The 23176-nt window shown below is 36.5% G+C and carries 18 protein-coding genes; 16 read left to right on the forward strand and 2 right to left on the reverse strand.

Going from position 1 to position 23176, the window contains the following annotated elements:
* Positions 1 to 58 precede the first annotated feature (58 nt).
* From PFY10_00095 to PFY10_00115, 5 genes are all read left to right on the forward strand, one after another.
* A complete protein-coding gene (locus PFY10_00095; protein WBV56838.1) occupies positions 59 to 1921 on the forward strand; it encodes a glycoside hydrolase family 13 protein in 1863 nt (620 codons plus the stop codon).
* A gap of 26 nt (positions 1922 to 1947) precedes the next feature.
* Entirely contained in the window at positions 1948 to 2463 is a 516-nt protein-coding gene (locus PFY10_00100; protein ID WBV56839.1) for a nuclear transport factor 2 family protein, read from the forward strand.
* 6 nt (positions 2464 to 2469) lie between these two features.
* The gene (locus PFY10_00105) at positions 2470 to 3852 is read left to right on the forward strand and encodes an MFS transporter (GenBank protein ID WBV56840.1); all 1383 of its coding nucleotides are present in this window, start codon (positions 2470 to 2472) and stop codon (positions 3850 to 3852) included.
* Between the two features lie 324 nt (positions 3853 to 4176).
* Complete coding sequence (locus PFY10_00110; protein ID WBV56841.1) at positions 4177 to 5703, forward strand: GMC family oxidoreductase; 1527 nt, start codon at positions 4177 to 4179, stop codon at positions 5701 to 5703.
* Positions 5703 to 6869 carry an MFS transporter gene (locus PFY10_00115; protein ID WBV56842.1) on the forward strand — a complete coding sequence of 389 codons (1167 nt, stop codon included), beginning with the start codon at positions 5703 to 5705 and terminating at the stop codon, positions 6867 to 6869. The genes PFY10_00110 and PFY10_00115 overlap by 1 nt, the downstream gene beginning before the upstream one ends.
* 120 nt (positions 6870 to 6989) lie before the next feature.
* Here the strand turns inward: PFY10_00115 and PFY10_00120 are convergent, their stop codons facing one another.
* Positions 6990 to 7586, reverse strand: coding sequence for an NAD(P)H-dependent oxidoreductase (locus PFY10_00120; protein ID WBV56843.1), 597 nt, complete (start codon positions 7584 to 7586; stop codon positions 6990 to 6992).
* Positions 7587 to 7677: 91 nt separating this feature from the next.
* Here PFY10_00120 and PFY10_00125 point away from each other — a divergent pair, with 91 nt between their 5' ends.
* From PFY10_00125 to PFY10_00170, 10 genes are all read left to right on the forward strand, one after another.
* On the forward strand, positions 7678 to 8064 hold the full coding sequence (locus tag PFY10_00125) for a helix-turn-helix domain-containing protein (GenBank protein WBV56844.1): 387 nt from the start codon (positions 7678 to 7680) through the stop codon (positions 8062 to 8064).
* A 261-nt stretch (positions 8065 to 8325) separates the two neighbouring features.
* Positions 8326 to 9054 carry a pirin family protein gene (locus tag PFY10_00130; GenBank protein ID WBV56845.1) on the forward strand — a complete coding sequence of 243 codons (729 nt, stop codon included), beginning with the start codon at positions 8326 to 8328 and terminating at the stop codon, positions 9052 to 9054.
* A 36-nt stretch (positions 9055 to 9090) separates the two neighbouring features.
* A complete protein-coding gene (locus PFY10_00135; protein ID WBV56846.1) occupies positions 9091 to 9645 on the forward strand; it encodes an NAD(P)H-dependent oxidoreductase in 555 nt (184 codons plus the stop codon).
* 278 nt (positions 9646 to 9923) lie between these two features.
* A complete protein-coding gene (purM, locus tag PFY10_00140; GenBank protein ID WBV56847.1) occupies positions 9924 to 10916 on the forward strand; it encodes a phosphoribosylformylglycinamidine cyclo-ligase in 993 nt (330 codons plus the stop codon).
* A 76-nt stretch (positions 10917 to 10992) separates the two neighbouring features.
* Complete coding sequence (gene purN / locus PFY10_00145; protein ID WBV56848.1) at positions 10993 to 11556, forward strand: phosphoribosylglycinamide formyltransferase; 564 nt, start codon at positions 10993 to 10995, stop codon at positions 11554 to 11556.
* Positions 11557 to 11705: 149 nt separating this feature from the next.
* A complete protein-coding gene (gene purH, locus PFY10_00150; GenBank protein WBV56849.1) occupies positions 11706 to 13223 on the forward strand; it encodes a bifunctional phosphoribosylaminoimidazolecarboxamide formyltransferase/IMP cyclohydrolase in 1518 nt (505 codons plus the stop codon).
* 92 nt (positions 13224 to 13315) lie between these two features.
* On the forward strand, positions 13316 to 14554 hold the full coding sequence (gene purD, locus PFY10_00155; protein WBV56850.1) for a phosphoribosylamine--glycine ligase: 1239 nt from the start codon (positions 13316 to 13318) through the stop codon (positions 14552 to 14554).
* A 160-nt stretch (positions 14555 to 14714) separates the two neighbouring features.
* Positions 14715 to 16244: a glutamine-hydrolyzing GMP synthase gene (guaA, locus tag PFY10_00160; GenBank protein WBV56851.1), complete on the forward strand. Its 1530-nt coding sequence runs from the start codon at positions 14715 to 14717 to the stop codon at positions 16242 to 16244.
* Positions 16245 to 16565: 321 nt separating this feature from the next.
* Positions 16566 to 19541: a DUF6067 family protein gene (locus tag PFY10_00165; protein ID WBV56852.1), complete on the forward strand. Its 2976-nt coding sequence runs from the start codon at positions 16566 to 16568 to the stop codon at positions 19539 to 19541.
* Between the two features lie 82 nt (positions 19542 to 19623).
* Complete coding sequence (locus tag PFY10_00170) at positions 19624 to 21132, forward strand: bifunctional GNAT family N-acetyltransferase/carbon-nitrogen hydrolase family protein (protein ID WBV56853.1); 1509 nt, start codon at positions 19624 to 19626, stop codon at positions 21130 to 21132.
* Between the two features lie 66 nt (positions 21133 to 21198).
* On the opposite strand, the gene PFY10_00175 is transcribed toward PFY10_00170, so the two are convergent.
* Positions 21199 to 21360, reverse strand: coding sequence for a hypothetical protein (locus tag PFY10_00175; GenBank protein WBV56854.1), 162 nt, complete (start codon positions 21358 to 21360; stop codon positions 21199 to 21201).
* A gap of 157 nt (positions 21361 to 21517) precedes the next feature.
* On the opposite strand from PFY10_00175, the gene PFY10_00180 reads away from it, so the two are divergent.
* Positions 21518 to 23167 carry an AarF/UbiB family protein gene (locus PFY10_00180; protein WBV56855.1) on the forward strand — a complete coding sequence of 550 codons (1650 nt, stop codon included), beginning with the start codon at positions 21518 to 21520 and terminating at the stop codon, positions 23165 to 23167.
* Positions 23168 to 23176 lie beyond the last annotated feature (9 nt).

A 23176-nucleotide genomic window follows, 5' to 3' on the forward strand; every position in this document is an offset into this window, starting at 1 on the left:
TAAAACTTAAACCTTACAGGTATATGATTCCTGTAAGGTTTTTTTAAACCAGTCCATTATGAAAAAACTATATATAATATTAGCTCTTTTGACAGGTTGCCTTGCTTTTTCCCAGTTGAAAACATTAGAAAGAGTAGAGCCTGCATTTTGGTGGAAAGGGATGAAAAATCCTGAGCTTCAGTTATTGATTTATGGAAAGAACATCGCAGATTATGGGATTGAGCTGTCCAATGGTATTAGAATTAAAGATATCCGGAAAGTTGAGAACCCAAACTATCTCTTCGTTACCATTAATACGGATGAAATTAATGCTTCTGAGTTTAAAATCAACATAAAAAGAGGAACTGAAAATATAGCTTCTTATTCTTATGAACTCAGACAAAGAAATCCCAATTCAGCCAACAGGGAGTCCTTTACCTCTAAAGATGTGATGTATCTGATCATGCCGGATCGTTTTGCTAATGGTGATGAGAAGAACGATTCTCAGCCTGATCTTACTGAAAAAGCAAACAGAAAGCTTCCCAACGGAAGGCATGGTGGCGACCTCCGCGGTATTATCAATAATCTTGATTATATCCAGAATTTAGGTGCTACATCCGTATGGCTAACTCCGGTTACTGAAGATAATGAAAAAGTATATTCTTATCATGGATATGCACAAACAGATCTTTATAAAATCGATGGACGTTATGGTACCAACGAAGATTACCGTGAACTGTCCCGTGAACTTAATAAGCGGAATATGAAACTTGTTTTGGATTATGTTACCAACCACTGGGGAGTTTCACACTGGATGATCAGGGATCTGCCAACCAAAGATTGGATCCATTGGTTTGATCAAGGAGAAAAAGGCTTCTATCGTTCGAATTATAAAACAACGACTCAGTTTGATACCAATGCATCTGATATTGATACAAAATATGCTTTGGATGGATGGTTTGATAAAACAATGCCCGACATCAACCAAAAAAATCCTTTGGTTCTGAAATATCTAATCCAGAATGCAATCTGGTGGATCGAATATGCCGAGCTGGGAGGTTTTCGTGTGGATACCTATCCTTATAACGATAAAGAAGCGATGGCAAAATGGGCAAAAGCCATTACTGATGAATATCCGAAATTTAATATTGTTGGTGAAACGTGGTTATATACAGCCGGTCAGATTTCGGCCTGGCAGAAAGATTCAAAAACAGGAGAAGCTGCTCACTATAATTCCAATTTACCTTCTGTAATGGATTTTATGCTGTATGGTGATCTATCTAAAGCATTTACTGAAAAAAATGGTTGGGATAGCGGGCTGATTAAATTGTATAACGTATTTACCAGTGATTTCCTGTATCCTGATATTGATAATGTGATGGTCTTTTTCGAAAATCATGATACCGAGAGATGGAATGAAATTTTTAATGCTGACCCGGATGCATACAAAATGGCTTTAACAGTAATTTCAACTGTCCGGGGAATTCCGCAAATATATTATGGTTCTGAAATAGGAATGAGGGGGGATAAAAAGAAAGGAGGAGATGCTGATATTCGAAGAGACTTTCCGGGAGGATGGAAATCAGACAGTCAAAATGCTTTTAATCCTTCAACTCAAACGGAAAAGCAAAAGGAATTCTACACTTTTACCCAAAAACTTCTGAACTGGAGAAAAGGGAAAGAGGTTATTCATACGGGAAAAACCAAAAATTATATTCCCCAAGACAATGTTTTCGTATATTTCAGGTATAATGAAAAAGACAGTGTTATGGTTGTTTTAAATAATAATAAAAAAGAGCAGGTTTTGGATTTAAAACGATTTGCTGAATCTATAGGCACCATTAAAAAGGGAAAAGATATCATTTCAGGGAAGGAATTTTCATTACAGAACACCATCACCATACCTGCAAAAACATCGCTGGTGATTGAATTGCAAAAATAATGACATCAAATATATTAAATTAGAATATGAAAAAAATAACAATAATTTATACGCTGGTACTCCTGGTGTTTGCTATCAACTATTCTTCAGCGCAGTCTAAATTCGAGAAAGATAAAGCTGAGATCGGAACCATGCTCGACGGATTCAATGTTGCTGCTGCCAAAGCAGATTATACTGCATATTTTAATTATTTTGCTGATGAGTCTACATTCATCGGGACTGATGCTACAGAAGTTTGGGATAAGAAAGCTTTTATGATTTGGGCTAAGCCGTATTTTGATAAAAAGAAGACCTGGAATTTTACTGCTTTGAAAAGAAATGTGTATTTCAGTAAAGACGGTAAACTAGCCTGGTTCGATGAATTACTGGATACCCAGATGAAAATCTGTCGTGGTTCCGGTGTAGTGGAAAAAATAAACGGAAGCTGGAAAGTAAAACAATATGTCCTTTCCGTAACGGTTCCAAATGATGTAATAGATAAAGTGGTGGCTGAAAAGGCACCGATTGAGGATGTGCTTTTGCAGCAATTGAAAACCAAATAACAGACAATGGCTAAAAAAGTAAAACCGAATCTTTCCATGGCTCAGATCATCAATATGAGTATGGGATTTTTAGGGATTCAGATGGCTTTTGGTTTACAAAACGGAAATGCCAGCCGGATTCTTGCCAACTTTGGAGCAGATGTTCACGAGCTTTCCTGGTTTTGGTTGGTCGCTCCCGTTACCGGATTGATTGTTCAGCCTATTATCGGTCACATGGGGGATAATACCTGGAGCCCATTGGGAAGAAGGAAGCCTTACTTCTTAATAGGAGCCATTTTGTGCGCAATAGGCCTGGTACTACTTCCCAATGCTGCTTCCGCAACCCATATGATGGCAGCAAATGTCTTATTATTAGCTGTGATATTTTTGGCCATGATGGATGCATCCATCAATGTTGCAATGGAACCGTTCCGTGCGTTGGTAGGGGATATGCTTCCAAAACATCAGGGAACAATTGGATTTTCAGTTCAAACAATATTGATAGGTATTGGAGCAGTTATTGGTTCTTATTTGCCAAGTTTACTTACTAAACTAGGGGTATCTAATGAGGCTCCTACTGGCTTTGTGGGTAATAATGTTATTTACTCTTTTTATGTAGGGGCAATATTATTGTTGATAACGATACTTTATACAATTTTAACAACTAAGGAGTATTCTCCAAAAGAGTTTGCAGAATTTGCAGATGGAAAGGAAGTCGTGGAAGAATCATCTAAGTTTAGTGATATTTTTAAAGACTTTGCTAGTATCCCAAAGCAAATGAAGAGATTAGGGATTGTTCAGTTTTTTTCTTGGTTTGCTCTTTTTACAATGTGGGTGTTTACAACAAGTGCCATAGCTACTCATCATTTTGGACTTTCTCCAGAAAATACACATTCCAAGGAATTTAATAATGCTGGTGATTTGCAAAATGAATTGTTTGCAGTATATAACTTTTGTGCTATTCCTTTTGCTTTTTTACTGACTCCCATTGCAAAATGGATTGGAAAGAAACAAACGCATGCTTTGGCTCTAACTTGTGGAGGATTAGGATTAATCTCCATGTACCTTATTAAGGATACAAATCATCTATGGATATCAATGGTTGGATTAGGTTTTGCTTGGGCGAGTATTTTAGCGATGCCTTATGCCATGTTAATAGAAGTGATTCCTCAAAGAAAGATGGGAGTATACATGGGAATCTTTAATTTCTTTATTGTAATTCCTCAGATTATCAACGGTCTTTTTGGTGGGCCTATTGTAAGCGGATTCTTTGGGAATTATGCAATTGGGTATGTTGTTGTAGGAGGTGTTTGTATGTTGCTTGGAGCCGTCCTTACAATGATTTTTATTAAATCAGAAGATGAAACACCTAAAGAAATTGAAGAAGAAATTCAACAGGTCCATTTTTAATTTTATATCAATAAATAATATATCAGATATTAGAAGTTAGAAGGCAGAAATACAATTATGTCGAAAAATATATCAACAGAAGCGGGCTTTAGCCCGCTTTTCTAATTTATACAAATGGCTTTAGCCAAAACATAGTTTAAATTACAGATTTATCCATCATAAAATGAAGTTTGCAACTGTTCCATAAAATTGATGAGATTATTTAATATATCCATATTCAGAACGAGTCATCGTTCTTTATTTATACAATCAATCGGAATTTAAACTTTTATTAAGCTAGTCATGGCTTTAAATTTTTAATTTAGATTGATTAAAATAGTAATAATGTACGATATCATCATTATAGGAAGTGGAGCCGGAGGTGCAACAATGGCTTACCGATTGGCCGATAGCGGCAAAAAAATTGTGGTTATTGAAAGAGGAGATTATGTGCCCGTTGAAAAAGAGAATTGGGATTCCATAGAGGTTTTTGAAAAGAACAGATATACAACAACCGATTTATGGCTGGATAAACATGGGAAGCCATTTCGTCCCGGTATGCATTATAATGTAGGTGGAAATACCAAATTTTATGGAGCTGCTTTATTTCGTTTAAGGGAGGAAGATTTTAAAGAAATAAAACATTATGGCGGAACTTCACCAGCTTGGCCTATTCAATATGAAGATTTAAAGGATTACTATCTGGAAGCTGAAAAGCTTTTCCATGTTCATGGTAAAAGAGGATCTGATCCTACGGAACCTTATGATGCAGAACCTTATCCATACCCGCCTTTGCCCCATGAGCCAAGGATACAGGAAATTGTTGATGAACTCACCGATTATGGACTGCATCCTTTTGAATTACCCATAGGAGTTAACTTTGAACCTCATAAAACAGCTAATACGCCTTATGTGCTGGACCGTTTTGATGGTTTTCCTGATGCCGCCGAAAGAAAAGGAGATGCGCACTTATGTTCATTGTCAAAAGCGCTTGAGTATCCCAACGTGGAATTGATGACGAATACAAAAGTCATTAGATTGAATACCAATAATACCGGAACCAGGATTTCAGAAGTTGTTATAGAACAAAATGGACAGATAAAAACCCTTACATCAGATCTTGTTATTCTTTCAGCAGGAGCTATCAATTCTGCGGCTATATTGCTTGAAAGTAAAAGTGAACGATTTCCTACAGGGCTCGCCAATACTTCGGATCAGGTCGGAAGAAACTACATGTTCCACCAGAATACAGCTCTTGTTGCGTTGTACACAGAACCTAATCCTACAAAATTCGGTAAAACATTCGGTGTGAATGACTTCTACCATGCTAACCGTGGATATGAGTTTCCTCTTGGACATATTCAGATGTTGGGAAAATCAGATGAGTATCAGATCAGAGCCGATAGTCCTGTTGCAGCTCCCGGTTTTACGTTTGAATTGATGGCCAGACACGCCGTAGATTTTTGGCTGACTTCAGAAGATTTGCCGGATCCTGAAAATAGGGTTACTGTAGAAAACGGACAAATCAGGATTGCCTATTCTGAAAACAATCAAAAGGGACACGAATTTTTAAAGGCTGAGCTGATCAAAGCTTTAAAAGCATCAGGTAAATTTGAGAGCTTTTTATTCAAAGGTTTCTATTTTAGTAAAGGGATGGACATTGCTTCTCCGGCTCATCAGAACGGAACGACAAAAATGGGAACCGATCCGGGGACGTCGGTTGTAGATATCTACTGCAAAAGTCACGATTTAGAAAATCTGTATATCGTAGACGGAGGATTTTTTGTTTCCAGTGGTGCTGTAAATCCGGCTCTTACTATTATTGCGATGGCTTTACGTGTTGGGGATCATATAAAGGCTAAATTAATGTAATGAATTCTAAAACAGTCACCATCATTGTCGTTTATATTTTAGCATTTTTAACGGGAGTTAATTTTGTGGTGTTTCCAGCATTGGGAACTGTTTTTACAGACCCTTCATTATTTACACTTACTTCATCACAATTTGGAAATCTTTTTATCCCTCAGGTTATATGTATTATAGTTGCCTGCTTCGGAGCACCGTTCCTGATTAATAAAACAGGACCTAAGCCGGTTCTGGTTTGTGGGCTTTTGCTGATGATTATATCTACAGGTTGTTTGTGGATGCTCCATTATTTTATGGCGAATAAAACTCTGGTGTTTCCGGTATTGATGGTTTTAGTAGCCTTTATGGGAGCCGGATTCGGACTTTCTATTACCACTTTGAATCCATTGGCTGCAAGCCTGTTTGATGATAACAGGTCTTCTGCAATTTTAATTTTACAGTTTCTGGTAGGGTTGGGGACATCTACTTCTCCTTTAATGATGAATCTGATAGGTGATGTGAAAAACTGGAAATATGTTCCCGGAAGTATATTTATAATGGTATCCGTTGCCTTTGTTATGTTTTTATTTTTAAAAATACAAAAAGGAACATTGTTCCAGCTTCCTAATCATTTTAAAATCCCTGGAAAATTATGGATCTTTTTTATCACCATTATTTTGTACGGCTGTATCGAAGGAACATTTGGGAGCTTTGGAGGAATAATACTCAAAAATCAAGGATTGGATAACAGCAAAGCCAGTCTTGGGCTTTCTTTATTTTGGGGTGGCATTGCTATAAACCGCCTGCTGTTTGGGATTTTCTCAAAGAAATTTAATATATCATATGTCTTTCTGATATCACCATTGTTTGTTGCCGGATTTCTTACCCTGATGGTAGTTGATCCTGATATAAATATCCTTTTATTGCTGATGTTTTTCATTGGTCTTTTTATGGGAAGTATCTTTCCCGGATCTATAGGTTGGGGAACAGTAGAGTTTCCGATGTTTTCGGTTTTGGTATCTGGCTTTTTGATGGCGGCCAATCAAATAGGGACAGGGGTTGTAACGAATGTTTTGGGCAGTTTTTCCAATTATACTTCTGCAATTTTAGAATCTCTGATTGCGCTTATGCTGATTATTTTCGCTTTACTTTTCTATCTTAAACGAAATTCCAAAATTAAGGAGGCTTTTTAATCTTTTTACCAAAAATATACTAATCCTCCTGTAATGAAAAAGGTGGGTTTAAACCCACCTCAACAATAAGAGTATAAAAACGGCTTAGCCAAAACTTACATTTTTATTAGCTCAATTGAATTATACCAGTTCTTCAATCTCAGCAATTACTTTTGATAAATTTGTTTCTTTCAACTGTGGAACCATGGTTCCCTGAGATTTGAAAACTTTGATATCCGTAATACCGATGAAACCGAATAAGGTTTTTAAGTAGGTTTCCATATTTTCAATAAGTCCATTTTCATACACACCTCCAGATGCGAAATTCAGGTATATTTTTTTATTTTGCAGAAGACCTGTTGGAACCCCGTCAATATAAGAAAATGTTTTACCTGCAACAGATATGCTATCGATCCAGGATTTTAAAGTTGACGGAAAACTGAAATTATAAAAAGGAACTCCTATAACAATAATATCTGAATCCTGAACTTCTTTTAATGCTTCGTTAGAATATTTTGAAGCTTCTTTCTGTTCATCATTCTTTTCCTCATCCGGAATTCTTGAAGCACTAAAATGATGAATCTCCAGATGGGGGATAGGATTTAAACCAAGATCACGGACAACAACCGTGCTCCCGGGATTTTTATCCAGCAATTGATTGATAACAGTCTGAGATAAATGATTGCTTATAGAATTTTCTCCTACAATACTTGTTTTGATATTTAAAATGTTAGCCATTTTGTTTAAATTTTTTTTGTTTTTATTAATGTCAAAATTATTGTAAATTTACTTTCAAAAGTATAGTGGTTACCTAAAGGAAAGTGGAATAATGGAAAAACAACATAATCATAAAGATTGTACAAAGGCTCTTAAACCTGTTCAGGATACATTGGATGTCATTAATGGGAAATGGAAATTACAGATCATCATTTCTTTGAATGCCGGAAATAAGCGTTTCACAGAGATTGAACGTAGCATTCCCAAGCTTACTTCGAAAGTTTTAGCCAAAGAATTAAAGGAATTAGAACAAAATGGTTTGCTTGAAAGGGTTGTGAAGGATACATATCCTGTTTCTATTGAATACTTACCGACGGAATATACAAAAACACTTCATCCTGTGGTAGAATCATTGGGAAATTGGGGTAAAAATCACCGTCAGCATATCTTTGGGACAACAATTGAAGAAGAGGCGAAGAATGACGATGTGGCTGAATAGATGAAAAGCAAAATGGCAAAAATGCCGAAAGGCGAAAAGTCAGAACAGTTAAATCGTTTAATCGCTAGGAATGTTTGTTGAAAAAAGTTTTTATCAAAGGGTGAAAGTTGTTCATCGACAAAGATGGCGATTTTGCAGTTCCGCAATTCAGCGATTTTGCCTTTTCACCTTTCAACGATTTCTCCTTTTTTTCCTTTCTTACCCTACATCAATATCCACTCCGTCTACGCTCTGTACATTTGTACCATAATTAATCACAATATGAAAACAGTATATCATAAATCAGATTCAAGAGGCCATGCTAATCATGGTTGGTTAAACAGCTACCATACTTTCAGTTTTGCAAACTATCAAAATCCTGAAAGAACAAACTTCGGAGTTTTAAGAGTGTTGAATGACGATATCGTCTCTCAGGGAATGGGATTCGGAACACATCCTCACAGAGATATGGAAATCATTTCTATTCCATTAGAAGGAGATCTGGAGCATAAAGATTCAATGGGTACAACGGCGGTTATCAAAAAAGGAGAGATTCAGGTAATGAGTGCCGGGACAGGTGTTCAGCATAGCGAATACAATAAAAACAAGGATGAGGAGGTGAAATTTCTTCAGATCTGGGTGTTTCCAAGAGAGCTGAATGTAGAGCCCCGATATGATCAGAAAAGCATCAAAGAAGGAGAGAAAATTAATGGTTTCCAGCAGATTCTTTCACCCAACAAAAATGATGATGGAGTGTGGATTCATCAGGATGCATGGTTTAACCTGGCTAACTTTACAAAAGGGAATGGTAAAAACTATGTGTTTAACAAAAAAGGAAATGGGGTGTATGCATTTGTTCTAAAAGGAAGTGCAAAAGTAGGCGACAGAATCTTAAATGAGAGAGACGGATTAGGAATCTGGGATACCCAAAGCTTTAATATTGAAGCAATTGAGGACACAGAAATATTATTGATGGAAGTGCCAATGGAATTACCATCTTATCTAAAATAAAAATTAAATTTGTAGACATTAAAAAAATTAAACAGAATGAAAGTTTTAGCAATAGCAGGAAGTAATTCCGAAGCATCAATGAATAAGCATTTGGTATCCTACGCAGCTTCTTTGTTTGCGGGAAAAGCAGAAGTAGAAGTAGTAGACCTTAACCCTTTCGAAATGCCTATTTATAAGCATGAGAGAGAATTGGCAGGAGGAGTACCTCAGGAAGCAAAAGATTTTGCAGCAAAAATTGATGGCGCTAATGTACTCTTGGTTTCTTTACCTGAACATAACGGAACATATTCAACAGCTTTTAAAAATGTATTTGATTGGGTTTCAAGAATCAAGGACAGAACAGTGTGGAATGAAATACCAATGCTTTTAATGTCTACATCACCGGGAGGGAGAGGTGGAGCCGGGGTTTTGGAAGCTGCAACAAAACGTTTCCCTTTCCACGGAGGAAATATTGTAGAAACATTCTCTCTTCCTTTCTTCAACGATAATTTTGATAAAACAGCTGAAAAGATTTCTAATGAAGAAAAAGATAATGAGTTGAGAGAGAAAATTATTAAGATTTCTGCCATTGAAACAATCCTTGAAAAATAGAATTTGAATTTTAATTTAAAATTACTATTTTTGCAAAAAGAAAAAGAGATGAAAATTCAGTCCACTTTCAAAGAATGTTTTTCCATAAAAGGGAAAACTGTGGGCTCTAAAATTCTCAGATAAAATACTGGCCGATAATCTACTAAGATTGTCGGCTTTTTTATTTTCTAAATTTTAAATAAAATTATAATAAAAAGGTAGGAATACTTCAGATGTAAGATATTAGATTTTCAATAGTCTGCAATCTGAAATCTGGCATCTAAAATCTAAATAATAACATGAGCAATACTTACAAATCTGCAGGAGTAGACAAAGAAGAAGGATACAAAACCGTTGATAAGATCAAAAAAGCGGTTGGTGAGACCCACAATTCCAATGTACTGAACCATTTGGGAAGTTTTGGGGCTTTCTATGAAATCGGTGGATATAAAAATCCGGTACTGGTTTCCGGTACGGATGGAGTAGGAACTAAGCTTAAAGTAGCTTTAGATTCTAAAAAATATGACTCTATCGGTGTAGATTGCTTCGCAATGTGTGCCAATGATATTTTATGTCACGGTGCCAAGCCATTGTTCTTCCTGGATTATCTGGCTTGTGGAAAATTAGACTCTGAAATTGCAGCAGAAATTGTTTTAGGAATGGTAGAAGCCTGTAAAGATAACAACTGTGCATTGATAGGTGGTGAGACCGCTGAAATGCCGGGGATGTATCAGCCTGGAGACTATGATGTTGCAGGATTCTGTGTAGGAATTGTTGAAAAAGATCAGATTATTGATGGTTCTAAAATAAAACCGGGAAATAAGATCATTGCATTACCGAGTTCAGGATTCCATTCCAATGGATTTTCACTGGTAAGAAAAGTATTCCCGAATTTTGAAGAAGAATTTGAAGGAAAACCTTTGTATGAAACATTATTGGTTCCTACAAGATTGTACTATAAAGATATTCATAAAGTAATCGGAGAAGTAAAAGTTGCAGGAATCGCTCACATCACGGGAGGTGGGTTGTATGAAAATATCCCAAGAATTATTCCTGAAGGTTTGTGTGCTTCTATCGATGCTTCAAAAATACAGATCCCAAGCATAATGCTTGAACTTGAAAAAAGAGGTGGAGTAGCGCGCGAAGAAATGTTCGGAACTTTCAATATGGGAGTGGGAATGATCGTTGTTGTAGATGCTGAACATGCCGAGAAAGTTTTACACCTGCTGGATGATGCTTACGAAATAGGAGAAATCACGGAAGGAAGTGAGAAAATAAAATTAACATTTTAAAAGACTCAAATGTCAGATATCAGATACAAGACGGAATAGTCTGAAATCTGATATCCGACATCTAGTATCTAAATTAATGAAAAACATCGTTGTACTCGTTTCTGGTTCCGGGACCAATCTTCAGAGAATCTTAGATACCATTGAAAGTGGAGAAATCCAAAATGCAAGAGTGTCCTTGGTTGTTGCAGACAGAGAATGCTACGGGCTGGAAAGAGCAAAAAATCATCATATAAAAAATATACTCATTCCAAGAGGGAAAAATTTCAGCAGTGAATTGAGCAAAGTAATTCCTGAAAATACTGATTTAATTGTATTGGCAGGGTTCTTATCTATTCTGAAACCTGAATTCTGCGAAAACTGGAATGGTAAAATAATTAATATTCATCCTGCTTTGCTCCCCAAATTTGGTGGAAAAGGAATGTGGGGAATGAATGTTCATAATGCCGTTATTGAAGCTAAAGAAAAAGAAAGTGGGGCAACAGTTCATTTTGTAACTCCGGGAATTGACGAAGGCCAGGCTATCCTTCAGAAAGCATTTGACGTTGCAGAAAATGATACTCCGGAAACATTGGCTGAAAAAGTACACAAGATTGAGTACGAAATTTTTCCGATAGCGATCAATAAAGTATTAGGGAATTAATACAATATACCTGTTTGATAATATTACATTGCTGGAAAGGGACATTGTTACAATTAAAAAAAATCTAAGTAAAATAAAAGTAAATCCGGGGGTGAAAGACCGGGAATACAGTTTGAGATAGCTGTGAAAAGTAAAAAATTGAAAGTAAGATGAGTAAAAAGAGAGTTTTAATTAGTGTTTCTGACAAAAGTGGATTAATAGAATTCGCTCAGTTTTTGGAAGCTCAAAACTACGAATTGATTTCTACCGGAGGTACCTTCAAACATTTGAAGGAAGCCGGTCTGAATCCGATTCAGATTGATGAGGTGACCAATTTCCCTGAGATGCTGGATGGCAGAGTAAAAACCCTGCATCCAAAAGTTCATGGCGGGCTCCTTGCTGTCCGTTCCAATGAAGAACACATGAAGACGGTTCAGGAACACGGAATTGGTTTGATCGATATGGTTATTGTAAACCTTTATCCTTTCTTTGAAAACGTAAACAAAGATATTTCTCTACATGAAAAGGTAGAATTTATCGATATCGGTGGTCCTTCAATGCTTCGTTCAGCAGCCAAAAATTTTGACTCTGTTACTGTAATTACTGATGTTGAAGATTATACAACCGTAAAAATTGAAATGGAACAGAATGGAGACACGTATATCGAAACCCGTAAAAAGTTGGCCGGTAAAGTGTTCAATCTTACTTCTGCTTACGATGCTGCTATTTCAAGAATGCTTTTAGAAGAGGAATATCCTACTTATTTAAGTGCATCTTATAAAAAAGCTGCTGATCTGAGATACGGTGAAAACCCTCATCAGACTGCTGCTTACTATGTTTCCACTTTCGAAAACGGAGCGATGAAAGATTTCGAACAACTTGGAGGAAAAGAACTTTCCTTCAACAATCTTCGTGATATGGATCTTTGCTGGAAAGTGGTTACTGAATTTAAAGAAGAGATGGCTTGTTGTGCAGTGAAACACTCTACACCTTGTGGCGTGGCGATCGGGACTTCAGCATTGGAAACGTATCAAAAAACTTTTGAATGTGATCCTATTTCAATTTTTGGCGGAATTGTTGCAATGAACTATAAGATCGATGCGGCTACTGCTGAAGAATTAAACAAAACTTTCCTTGAAATTGTTATGGCTCCTGATTTTGATGAGGAGGCTCTTGAAATTTTAAGAAAAAAGAAAAACCTAAGAATTATAAAGATCGTAAATCCGGTTTCCGATAAGCAGACATGGGTGAAAATTGATGGAGGAATGCTGGTTCAGGATAACGATACTTATTTCTCTGAAGATATTAAAGTAGTTACCGATGTACAACCTACTGAAGAGCAGAAAAAAGCATTGCTTTTCTCTCAAAGGGTTGTAAAATATGTAAAATCTAATGCGATAGTAGTTTCTAACGGTATTCAGGCTTTTGGAATCGGAGGAGGCCAGGTTAACAGAATCTGGGCAACTCAGCAGGCAATCGAAAGAGCTAAAGAGAAATTCTCCGGAAATCTTGTATTAGCTTCAGACGCTTTTTTCCCTTTCCGTGATGTTGTAGATTTCTGCGCTAAGGAAGGTATCAAAGCGATCATCCAACCGGGAGGAAGTGTAAAAGATCAGGAAAGCATCGAAGCTGCAAATGAGCACGGAATTCCGATGATGTTTACAGGAGTTAGACATTTTTTACATTAATTAAATTAGAATTAAAAAGTAGTTTTGAGGTGGCATTTATCGCTTTCAAAATTATATATTTGTATAATATAGACTAGATAATTAAATAAAGTATGAGAATCTTAATCATAGGTGAAGGTGGAAGAGAGTCTGCATTGGCAGCGAAACTTCATAAAGACTCCAGAGTTACTAAAATGTTTTTTGCTAATGGAAATGCAAGTACGGATGTAATAGGGAAAAATGTTCATTTATCAGAAATTAAAGAACTTAGAGACTTTGCTATCAAGGAAAAGGTGGATCTAACGATTGTAGGTCCTGAAGCTCCACTTGTAGCTGGTTTGAAAGATGAGTTTAAGAAACATGATCTTAAAGTTTTTGGTCCGAACCAGAAAGTGGCAAGTCTTGAAGGAAGCAAGGCTTTCTCTAAGAAATTTATGCAGACCTATGATATTAAAACAGCAAAAGCTGTAGTATTTGATTCATATAACGAAGCTAAAGAATACGTTCAGACTCAGGAATACCCTTTAGTGATCAAAGCAAGTGGTTTAGCAGGCGGAAAAGGGGTTGTAATTTGTGATACTCTGGAAGAAGCTGAAGCTACAATCCACGATTTCATGATTCGCAGAATTTATGGAGATGCAGGTATCCGTTTGGTTATCGAAGAATTTTTACAGGGTTTTGAAGCTTCAATCATTGCTTTCTCAAACGGAGAAAAACTATTCCCTTGTATTGCTGCTAAAGATTATAAAAAAGCCGGAAACGGAGATACAGGACCTAATACAGGTGGTATGGGATCTGTGGCACCAAGCCCGGAATTTACTGCTGAACATCAGGCTGATTTTGAAAAAAATATTTTGGAGCCTACTGTTCGCGGTCTTAAAGAAGAAGGATTCAGCTTTAAAGGGATTATCTTCTTCGGATTAATGGTTACTAAAAACGGGACTTACCTGCTTGAGTACAACATGAGATTCGGAGATCCTGAAACTCAGGTATTGATGGCTCTTATGGAAAACAATCTTTTGGATGTAATCAATGACTGTATGAGCGGAAAAGACATCGAGCTTAAGTTTAAAGACGAGAAAGCCGTATGTCTGGTAATGTGTTCAGGAGGTTACCCGAGAAATATAGAAATAGGCTTCGAGATCAAAGGAGAAGATAAAGTAAAACACAGTCAGTTGCTACACGCCGGAGCGATCCGAAAAGGAGACAAAGTGGTTTCCAACGGGGGTAGAGTTCTTAACCTGGTTGCAACGGGTGCTACTTATGAAGAAGCTCGCAAGAAAGTATACGAAGATGCACTTCCGGTTCACTTCGATTACAGTTTCTACAGAGAAGACATCGGAAAGTTTTAATAAAAATCATAAAAAAAGATTTGGAACGTTTCCAAGTCTTTTTTTGTAAAACAGTTAATATTAGAAATAAGAAGTCAGATGCTAGATTCAAGACTTCAGACCTAAAAATCTGAAATCTGATGTCTGAAATCTGATATCTTTCAAACAAATCAATTATAAAATGAACAACGGTATTATCATATTAGATTTCGGATCTCAGTACAACCAGCTTATCGGAAGAAGAATCCGTGAAATGGGAGTATATTCGGAAATCTTACCTTACAATACACCATTACAAGAAATTCTTGAGCGCCAGCCTAAAGGAATTATCCTTTCTGGAGGGCCAAGTTCTGTAAATGCAGAAAATGCTCACCTGGTTGAGAAAGCATTATACGAACAGGGAATTCCTGTACTGGGTATTTGCTACGGAATGCAGCTTACGGCACATGTTTTAGGAGGAAAAGTAAATAAAGGAGAAAAAGGGGAGTACGGAAAGGCTCACCTTGATATTATTAAAGAAAATGCTCTATTAGAAGGGGTGAGTCAGAATTCTGTGGTTTGGATGAGCCACTTTGATGAAGTAGGTGATTTGCCGGCAGGTTTTGAATTAAATGCAAAATCGGGAGTTATCGCTGCTATTTCAAATTCTGAAAGAAAAATCTATTGCGTTCAGTTCCACCCAGAAGTTTCTCATACAGAAGAAGGTGGTAAAATGCTTGAAAACTTTGTTTTCTCGATCTGTAATGCTGAGAAAAATTGGAAGCTTACCAATTATATTGAAAGAACAGTTGCTGATATCAAAGAAAAAGTAGGAGATAATAAAGTAATCCTTGGGCTTTCAGGAGGTGTTGACTCTTCTGTTGCTGCAGTTTTGATTCATAAGGCAATTGGCGATCAGCTGACTTGTATCTTTGTGGATACTGGTCTTTTGAGAAAAAATGAAGATGTAAAAGTGATGGAGAATTATGGAGAGCACTTCCATATGAACATTAAATTGGTTGATGCTTCAGAAAGATTTTTATCAAAATTGGCTGGAGTAGATGATCCTGAACAAAAAAGAAAGATCATCGGAAACGAATTTATCCATGTTTTTGATGAAGAATCTCATAAAATTGAAGGAGCTAAGTTTTTAGCACAAGGAACAATTTATCCTGATGTAATCGAAAGTCAGTCTGTAAACGGACCATCAGCAGTGATCAAATCTCACCACAATGTAGGAGGGCTTCCTGAGGAAATGGAATTTGAGCTTTTAGAGCCTCTTAGAGAGCTTTTCAAAGACGAAGTAAGGAAAGTAGGGGAAGAGTTGGGGATTCCTCATCATTTGGTATACAGACACCCTTTCCCTGGTCCTGGTTTAGGAATCAGAATTTTAGGAGCTGTAGATGCAGAAAAAGTAAGAATTCTTCAGGAAGCTGATGACATCTTTATTGAAGAATTATACAAAAATGATCTTTACGAAAAAGTTTCTCAGGCTTTTGTAGTATTGCTTCCGGTTAAGTCTGTTGGAGTAATGGGAGACGAAAGAACCTATGAATACACTGCGGTAGTTCGTTCTGCCAATACAATCGACTTTATGACGGCAACCTGGAGCAGACTTCCTTATGAATTTTTAGATACTGTTTCCAGCAGGATCATTAATGAAGTAAGAGGAATTAACAGGGTAGCTTATGATATTTCAAGTAAACCACCTGCAACTATTGAGTGGGAATAATCTTACTTATAAACATAAAAATAGAGAATCCTACTTTTTTAGTAGGATTTTGTATTTTATGATTAAGCTCATGATTTATTTTATTTTTAGGCCGTACATTTGTATAAGAATTACATGATTTATATTCTAATAGATATAATAATTTTTTTTTCATCATTTGTGTTTTTGAACCTCCCTTATGGGAGGTTTTTTTATTTCTGAGGAGATATTCTTTCTTTATTTGCCTGTAATGTGTTAAGAGTTATTTAATATTTTCTATGTATTGTGATTTATCTTAAATTTGAAAAATAGTAAATCATTGACCACTTTATCTCATTTAATATGCTTTTAAAAAAACTTTTCCCACTGATTCTGACAGGAAGCCTTATTCCAAATTTTAGTAATGCACAACATGTCTATCCTCCTCAAATCCAGAAATGGAATGCCGATGAATTGGGTAATCAACGGGCAGTATTGCAGTGGAATGAATCTTCAAAGCAGGCGAAGGCCGTCATTCCCTGGCGAAATATAAATGTAAAAGCTGATCAGAAGGTCATAATTATAGACAGCCTTACTCAAAAACAGTATGAGCCGGATGCGTACCTGAGTATGAATGAAGAAGAAGGTTCATTTGTTTTTAATCCGGTTTCAGGAAAGGGAATTTACTATGTCTATTTTCTTTCCTATAAGTTGGATGAAAGAACGAATTATCCCAAAGCGACTTACCTTAAGAGGACCAATACAGCGACTGCTAAAGATGTTGGAGCCGTACCATTGGCCAGTGTGATAAGAATAGAGTCGGTGGATAAGTTCAACTCCAATGATCCGATGGAAGTAATTGCGACTAAAAAAGAGATTGCAGAATACATGAAAAAACATGAAGGTCAGTCTTATTTTGTATTCCCGGAAACTAGAGAAACCCCTGTTAAAATGAATATAATCCCTCAACGTTGGGTGGATGATAAAAAGGACTCATCTGTTCTTCATGGAAATACTGAAAGAGGCCTATTTTATGCTTTTCAGATTGGGGTTTTACCAGTAAAAATTAATCTTGAAAAAGTAAAAATAACAGCTTCTTCATTAAAAAGTACTTCAGGAGCGACAATAGATTCCCGATATTTTAATTGTATCAATACAAACGGTACAGATTATAAAGGAGAAAAGCTGGAGTTAAACGCAAATGTAAAAAAAGATGATTTACAGGCTTTCTGGTGTGGCTTTGATATCCCTGAAAATACTTCTCCGGGAATCTATGAAGGGACAATTACCATTCGTCCAGAAAATGCTGCTGTACAAACAGTGAAAATTGTATTAAACATAAGTGGGGAAAAACCTGTTAATAAAGGTTTTGATGAACCCTGGAAAATGACCAGGTTGCCATGGCTTAATTCTACCTTGGCGCAGGCTAATACCGTAATCAAACCATATACACCATTACAGCTCAAAGGACAGGAAATTTCCTTACTGGGAAGGAAGGTACAATTAGATGCTTCAGGATTTCCTAAGCAGATTCAGACTTTTTTTACTCCGGAAATGACATCAATCGGAGAAAGGGCCAATTCAATACTAAGTGAACCTATACATTTTGTAGTAAAAGGACCAGGGGCAAAACCTGAGAACTTCAAAAATTCAGGAATTAAGTTTATAGGAAAAGAAGAAGGTAAAATATCCTGGATAAGCACAAATACTTCAGGGAACTTACAAATGAAGGTAGAAGGTTCCATAGAATTTGACGGATTTATGGAATACAGTGTGAAGATTACTGCATTAAAAGATATGCAGATTGATGATATTGCCTTGCAGATTCCTTTTGAGAAAGATAAAGCAACCTATATGATGGGATTAGGACAGAAAGGAGGTTACAGACCGGATCATTTTAACTGGAAATGGAATGTTGCCAAAAAAAACCAGGATGGAGCATGGTTGGGCAACGTAAATGCCGGAATACAATTTTCTTTAAGGGACCAGAATTATTCACGTCCGCTTAATACCAATTTTTACCTTCAAAAACCATTGATTCTGCCATCTTCATGGGGTAATGAAAATAAAGGAGGGATCACGATAAAAGAAGCCGGAGGAAAAATTGTTGTCAATAATTTTAGTGGGGCCCGCAGCATGAAAAAAGGAGATGAACTATATTATAACTTTCATCTGTTGATTACTCCGTTCCATCCGATCAATACAGAGGAACAATGGAATAACCGTTTTTATCATGCTTATAAGCCGGTTGATACGATAAAAGCCAGTGGAGCTAATGTAATCAACATTCATCACGGAAATGAGATCAATCCTTATATCAATTATCCGTTTGTAGCGACGAAAGAGATGAAGGACTACATTATGAAAGCGCACGAGAAAGGTTTAAAGGTGAAAATTTACAATACGATCAGGGAAGTTTCTAACCGGATGTATGAGCTGTACCCCGTGAAAAGTTTGGGTCAGGAAGTTTTTTCCGCAGGAAAGGGTGGAGGCTATTCATGGCTGCAGGAGCATCTTCATGATCACTATATCGCAGCCTGGTATGTGCCGGAATTTAAAGATGCTGCAATTATTAATAGTGGGATGAACCGTTGGCATAATTATTATGTGGAAGGGATGAATTGGCTGGTCAATAATTTAGGGATTGACGGAATTTATCTCGACGATGTAGCATTTGACAGGGTAACCATGAAGAGGATTAAAAGAGTAATGACCCAGAATGGACATCCCGGTATCATTGATCTGCATTCTGCAAATCAGTATAATGATAAGGATGGTTTTAATAACAGTGCCAATCTTTATCTTGAGCATTTTCCTTATATCAACCGTTTATGGTTTGGGGAATATTTTGATTATAACAACAATAATCCTGAATTTTTATTAACTGAGGTGAGTGGTATTCCTTTCGGGCTAATGGGAGAAATGCTTCAGGATGATGGCAATCCTTGGCGGGGAATGCTTTATGGCATGACAAGTCGTCTGGGATGGTCGGCAAAAAGTAATCCAACTCATCTGTGGAAAGCCTGGGATGATTTCGGAATTAAAGGCTCAAAGATGATTGGCTATTGGGTTCCTGACAATCCTGTGAAAACAGATAATCCAGCAGTACTGGCTACAATTTATAAACAGGAAAAAAAGATCATGGTTTCCCTTGCAAGCTGGGCTCCTCAGGATATTCGAGTGAAGCTGAAAATAGATTGGAAAGGTTTAGGCATAGACCCGAAGAATGTGAAAATAAGTACTCCTGCAATTAAAGATTTTCAGGAAGCAAAGACATTTAATATCAATGATGAAATTAGTGTGGAGAAAAACAAAGGATGTTTAATAATTATTCAATAGATTAAAGAACTCGCCCCGGATACAAGGAAATCTGGCACATAATCTGATTTATTTTACTTAAATTTAATAAAATTTATATAAAATGCAAGTAGATACAAGGACCTTAAGTGTACAGGATTATGATGAACTGGTAGAAACAATGAGGCGTGCCTACCCTCAGATGTCAGAATATGTATGGTCTAAAAAAAGCATCGAAAAATTAACGAAAATATTCCCAAAGGGACAGATCTGTATTACAGTAGATGGCAAATTAGCTGCTGTGGCGCTTTCCATCATCGTAAATTATGATGAATTCGGAGATGATCATACTTATAGTGATATTACCGGAAATTATACTTTCAATACCCATTCGTCAACAGGAAATGTACTGTATGGGATCGAAGTTTTTGTAGATCCGGAATACCGTGAACTGAGATTGGGAAGAAGATTGTATGATGCAAGAAAAGAATTATGCGAACAATTGAATCTGAAATCGATTGTGTTGGGTGGAAGAATTCCGAATTACCACAAATACAGTGACGAATTATCGACGAGGGATTATATACGGAAAGTGAGGGATAAGGAAATTTATGATCCTGTTTTATCTTTTCAGCTTTCCAATAACTTTTTACCCATCCGTGTTTTAAAAAAATATCTTCCGGAAGATGAATCTTCAAAGGAAAATGCAGTTTTGCTGCAATGGAATAATATCTATTACAGTAAAAAGCCAAACACGATGCAGGATAGTATTATCCGGCTTGGCCTTGTACAATGGCAAATGAGGCACTTTAAGAATATTGATGCCTTTTATGAGCAGGTGGAGTTTTTTGTTAATGTAATGGGAGATTATAAATCTGATTTCGTTTTGTTTCCGGAACTATTCAATACTCCTTTGCTGGCACCCTTTAACAAACTATCGGAAAGAGATAGCATGATTGAGTTGGCAAAATTAACTGACCAGATCAAAGAGAGAATCTCGGAATTGGCTATTAGTTATAATGTGAATATTATTTCAGGAAGCATGCCGGTTTTTGATCCTGAAAATAATGACCTTTATAACGTCAGCTATCTGTTGCACCGTGACGGACGCATTGATGAATACAGGAAAATTCATATTACGCCTAATGAAAGAAAATACTACGGAATGAAAGGTGGGAGTGAAATTAAAGTATTCGATACCGATTGCGGAAAAATAGGTCTTGTAATTTGCTATGATGTAGAGTTTCCGGAACTGCCTAGAATTCTGGCAGACCAGGGAATGAAGGTCCTTTTTGTCCCTTACCTTACAGATACTCAAAACGCTTATATGAGGGTTCGCCATTGTGCAGCAGCAAGAGCCATTGAAAATGAATGTTATGTTGCCATAGCTGGCTGTGTGGGGAATTTACCGGGGGTGAATAATATGGATATTCAATTCGGCCAGGCAGCTGTATTTACCCCTTCTGATTTTGCTTTCCCATCTAATGCCGTAAAAGGGGAAGCTACCCCTAATACGGAGATGACCTTGATTGTGGATGTAGATCTAAATCTTTTAAAAGACCTTCACTACAATGGTTCTGTTCAGATTCTAAAAGACAGGAGAAATGATCTCTATGAAACTTATCTTAAATAGTTAACAAATAAAAACAGAATGCAAAAGCATTCTGTTTTTTTATAAATAATTTTTGTTACCTCTATCTTATTGAAGCTGTGGACAAACTACAGCCGGGCAAATCAATTTTGGACATCTAGGTCTTCCGTCTGTAGGACAACATTGATTTGAGCATCCTACGATAATTCCAGCTCCTGAAACAGTTCTTAATTCTTCTCTTGATAATTTTTTGATCGGTAAATTTTTCATTTTGTAATATTTTACGGGTTAGTAATAATTTTTGTACCCTATAAAGATAAAAAAATCCTGCAAATAACAATAAAGATGGATTTTTTTTCTTCTATAGTTCTTTGGATATTGTATTAGGAATGGTTTTTGGAGTAATTTGCACTTATTATTCACAATTATGTTTGATAAGCAACAGAGAAAACTGAAAAGATCTGCCAGGCTGATTTCCGTATTAAGCAAATATGGTTTTAAAGATATGCTGGCCCGGATGAATGGGAATAAGCAGGAAGAGGAGGATTCTGAACGTTCTGATGAAATTATTTCAAAAGGAACTGTTTACGAAAGGATCAGATTGGTTTTGGAAGAGTTGGGACCAACATTCGTGAAATTGGGACAAACATTTAGCAACAGGGAAGATTTACTTCCCCCGGAACTGATTCAGGAATTACAGAAACTACAGGATAAGGTGGATACTGTAGAAATGAATGTAACTGAAATCCTGGAAAATGAATTCAATATTTCAGTGAAGGATCATTTTCTGGAAATTCAATCCCAACCCTTAGCAACCGCATCCATTGCACAGGTGTATAAGGCTACTTTAGCAGATGGGACCAGTGTAATCCTAAAGATAAAAAAAGCCGATGTACAGACCGTTATTGAGGATGATTTGCTTTTGATCAAAGATCTGGAAAGGCTTGTTTCTTCTTATTCTGAAATTGGAGAGAAGCTGAACTTAAAACAGGCTATATACACATTTGAGAAATCGTTGCTTGAGGAAGTTTCTCTGATCAATGAAAAAGATAACATTTTACAGTTTACGCGGAACTTTAAAAATAATAAGGAAACCTACGTTCCAAAAGTCTATGAGGAATTTTCCAATAATAACATTCTCTGTATGGAATTTATTGATGGAATAAAGGTCACAGATAAAGCAGGACTTTTAGCTCATAATATTGATCCTGTAAAGGTTTCTGAAGTGGGATTAAGGTTGTTTGTATCTCAGATCCTCGACTATGGTTTCTTTCACGCAGATCCGCATGCCGGAAATATCCTGGTAAAGAAGGATGGAAAAGTTGTTTTTATTGACTTTGGAGCAGTAGGGCAGATTCAGCCTAATGATAAAGAAATCCTTGAGGATCTTATTGTAAGTTTTGTAGCGAAAAACTCACACAAAATAGTGAGGTATCTGAAGAAGATGGCTGTCAGTTATGAAATTCCGGACGAAAGAAGATTTGAAAATGATGTAAATGATATTCTGAATTTTGTTCATAGTTCTTCTTTACAGGATATCAATGTTCAGACGGTAATCAATAAAATGAAAGACATTTTGAAAGATAACCGCCTTCATATGCCGGACTATTTTTATCTGTTGTTTAAAGGAATCAGCCTTATAGAGGGAGTAGGAAGGAATATTAATCCGGATCTGGACATTGTTAAAAGTCTTAATCCTTATACCAAAAAGATATTTGCCAAAAAAATAAGTCCGAAAAATATACTTAAAACCGGAATGGATAAAATGATGAATTTCACGGATAATGTAGATGAAATTCCCAGAGAACTCCGTTCTGTTTTACAAAAGCTGGATGAAAATAAGTTTAGCATTTCCAGTGAAATTAAAAATATTGACAAAACGAATCAGATCATCAAATCCAGTGCGGTTAATATGATTTTAGCGCTCATATTGGGAGCAAACATGATTGCAACGGCAATTGTTTTTGTGTCAGAGGCTCCTCCGAGGATCGGAGAAATGTCACTGATAGCGGTATTGGGGTTTATCTTTTCAGTGATATTGGTTTTGATTCTGTTACTGAGGATAACCAGAAAGTAATTTTTTTAG

It is taken from the genome of Chryseobacterium daecheongense, assembly GCA_027920525.1.
Lineage (GTDB): Bacteria > Bacteroidota > Bacteroidia > Flavobacteriales > Weeksellaceae > Chryseobacterium > Chryseobacterium proteolyticum.